Source organism: Methanospirillum sp. (assembly GCF_028679455.1).
GTDB lineage: Archaea > Halobacteriota > Methanomicrobia > Methanomicrobiales > Methanospirillaceae > Methanospirillum.
In genome coordinates this window covers 1-3,237 of record NZ_JAJRBM010000244.1, presented here as the reverse complement: position 1 = coordinate 3,237, position 3,237 = coordinate 1, and the positions used below count along the sequence as shown (strand labels likewise).

General features: G+C 45.8%; 2 protein-coding genes, 1 tRNA gene and 2 pseudogenes. 3 read left to right on the top strand and 2 right to left on the bottom strand.

Going from position 1 to position 3,237, the window contains the following annotated elements; all coding sequences use genetic code 11:
- From LUQ50_RS08215 to LUQ50_RS08205, 3 genes and pseudogenes are all read left to right on the top strand, one after another.
- Positions 1-315: pseudogene (locus LUQ50_RS08215) on the top strand (glycosyltransferase family 2 protein); the annotation flags it as partial.
- Between the two features lie 162 nt (positions 316-477).
- Positions 478-1,275: a response regulator gene (locus tag LUQ50_RS08210; protein ID WP_300038976.1), complete on the top strand. Its 798-nt coding sequence runs from the start codon at positions 478-480 to the stop codon at positions 1,273-1,275.
- Between the two features lie 53 nt (positions 1,276-1,328).
- A tRNA-Arg gene (locus LUQ50_RS08205) sits at positions 1,329-1,400 on the top strand.
- Between the two features lie 146 nt (positions 1,401-1,546).
- Here LUQ50_RS08205 and LUQ50_RS08200 read toward each other — a convergent pair.
- Positions 1,547-2,728, bottom strand: coding sequence for an argininosuccinate synthase (locus LUQ50_RS08200; RefSeq protein ID WP_300038973.1), 1,182 nt, complete (start codon positions 2,726-2,728; stop codon positions 1,547-1,549).
- 107 nt (positions 2,729-2,835) lie between these two features.
- Positions 2,836-3,237: pseudogene (locus LUQ50_RS08195) on the bottom strand (carbamoyl-phosphate synthase large subunit); the annotation flags it as partial.

Here is a 3,237-nt window from a genome sequence, read left to right as displayed (position 1 = left end):
GCAAATACCTTTGCTGCCATCGGGTATCTGACCGGAACGATCCTTTTCACCCTGGGATGCAATAGTGCATTCAGACATGATGCATTCACAAAGGCAGGAATGTACAGAGTCTCTGACGCAGGTGATGATCTGGAGATTGCACACCGGATGAAACGAATTGGCAGGATCCGGTTTGATCGTCATCTCTGGGTAGGATTTTCTATGCGACGGTATGATCAGTTTGGGGCCCTTAAATCAGTATATGAGTGGTTTTATATTGTTTTTCACGGCGGGGACACTGACAAATATGCCTACTCTAAACGCGAATACCGCTAAATTCTTTTTTGCCCGGAAATAAGAATTGAGTATCATTTGCACCATGATTGCTATCGGAGAACTCAATGCCCATCGGTCAGGAATGGTTCTTAAACAAGAATAGACAATCCTATAATAGTCCGGCTCACCAATACCCTATATTCTGACAGGCAGGTTCAGGTAATGTTTGATAATCAAAAAAGCGCACTCACCGAGGTCCTCATTGTTGAGGATGATGAGATCATCGCTTCCCTGATCGAGAAATTCCTCCTTCAGCGTGAGTATGTCATCACCGCAAAAGTTTCCACCGGCGAAGAAGCACTCTATAAGGTCGCCGAACATCTGCCTGATGTTGTTTTAATGGATATCAACCTCGCCGGAAAGATAGATGGAATAACAGCAACTAAATATATCACTGCAATCTTCAGAATCCCGGTCATCTTTCTTTCAGCTCAGGACGATGAAAAAACACTTAGCCGGGCTGCCAATGCAGAACCGGCAAGTTTTATTATCAAACCATTCAGTGCCAAGGATCTTTACTCAAATATCGAGATTGCATTGCACAATGATCGGCTTCTCAAAAAATCTAAAGATTTTCAGTTCAGTAAAATCAGAAGGGTTGCCCGTGCTGCACTTTCCGAACTTGATGCGTACTTTATCCTTGATAACCGGGGAAAAATTCTTTTCATCAATCCCTATGCTGAACATATTCTCAATGTATCACGCGAATATGTCATCACCGATCCCATCGGTAAATACCTGACGTTCTATGATACCAGGCAGAATACAGTATTTACTGATACATTCCAGGATGTTATCAGAGAGAGTCTGGTTCTGGGTATCAAGCAGCATATTGCTGTCAAAATGAAGGACGGAACCTTCAGACACGTGGTCATTCAGTCCTCATCAATCAGGGATGCTGGAAGCGAGACGATTGGAGTGATGGTCAGAATGCACATGAAGATGAAGAACGAGGTATGAAATAACATCGGAGAGTTTTTAACTTTCGACGGCTCACTTGTATAAGCACCTCAGTCCCGGTAGGGTAGTGGATATCCTAGAAGCCTGCGGAGCTTTTGACCCGGGTTCAAGTCCCGGCCGGGGCGTCTTGGACATGACGTCCAACTTTTCTCTATTTTTTATACCACTATCAGATAGCATAGATGATAACAGAATAGCATTAACAAGAGTTACTTACCGGTAAAAAGTTGAGAATCCAATGGATCGGAATCTCCACATTTTTTAAAAATAATTATTTCTTTGATCTGATCAGTCGTGCCTGGAGTCCGTAGTAATGCGAGAATCCGATAGCGTGGGTCTGATCGATCGTCTTTGAGTCAAATGATGCCACATCCACTGAGTAGAATGAGTCAGGGGATGAACGGCCAAGCACAGTAGCGGTCCCCTTATACAACCGGAGATCCACTGTTCCATTCACCCGCTGCTGAGTAGTATCAATAAACGCATTCAGGGCGTCCCAGAGTGGCTCATAGATCAATCCATAATAGGCGAGTTGTGCCCATTTTGCATCAACCGACTGCTTGAACGCATACTCTTCTCTGGTAAGAATCAGTCTTTCAAGATCAGCATGAGCAGTCAGGAGCACATTCGCGGCGGGGTGTTCATAAATCTCACGGGCTTTGATCCCCAGAACCCGATTCTCCATCATATCATTCCTGCCGATCCCATGGCTTCCCGCTATCCGGTTCATCTCACGGATCAGATCATATCCTGACATTCTCTTTCCATTAAAAGCGACCGGGAGGCCCTTCTCAAAGGTCAGGGTTATCTCCTGAGGAGTATCGGGGGCCTTGAGCGGAGATACAGTCCAGGCATAGATCTCTTCAGGTGGATGGAAATCAGGCTCTTCAAGCCTCCCCCCTTCGACACTGCGGGACCAGAGATTCTCGTCAACAGACCATGGTTTCTCCTTATTGACCGGGACCGGAATTCCATGCTCTTCAGCGTATCCAATCTCCCATTCACGGGTCATGTTATTCTCCCGGATAGGAGCTATTACCTCAAGACCTGCAGATCTGAAGACCACATCAAACCTGAGCTGATCATTTCCCTTTCCGGTGCAACCGTGGGCTACTGCAGTTGCACCTTCTTTTTTAGCAATCTCCACAACTGCTTCAGCAATCACCGGCCTGGCCAGGGAAGTTCCCATCGGGTATCCTTCATAGAGACCATTTGCCCGGATCGAGGGAAACAGACACCGGTCAACAAACTCCTTCCGGAGGTCAACCGTGTAATGTTTATCAGCCAGTTTTTTCCCTTTCTCTTCTGCTACTGCGATCTCCTCATCCCGTTGACCAACATTTGCAGCAACGGTAACAACCCGATCATAGCCGTACTGCTCCTTAAGAAGGGGAATACAGATTGAGGTGTCAAGCCCTCCGGAATATGCAAGAACAACTGTGCCTTTTCCCATGATGATATCTCCAGAAAATTATGAATGAATCTCATACATATGAACCGGGATAAATGAAAAAACCCCCGTCGACAACTCTGAAAAACCAGAATTTAACCAAAAAAGAATTAGCAGATATAATGCTGAAGAGGTTCAATGGTCAGATTTTCTGCCCTGACCGTATTAATCGCTTCAGCTGCTGCGAGAGCAGCCTGAATAGTGGTAATATACGGCACTCCGTAATCGACTGCGGTCCGCATGATCTGGATGTGATCCTGCCGGGCACGACGATCAGCAAAAACATTGATAATAAGGCTGATCTCTCCTCCCCTGAGCATATCAATCACATTCGGTGAGCCTTCCTGGATCTTGCGAACAAGATTTGCAGGAATATCATGAGCATTCAGGTAATCAACTGTTCCACTGGTTCCATAGATCTTCAGACCATTTTCATGAAAAGCCTTGGCAATCGGGAGAATATGATCCTTGAGATCCTGGGCGATCGAGATAAACACATTTCCTGAACGGGG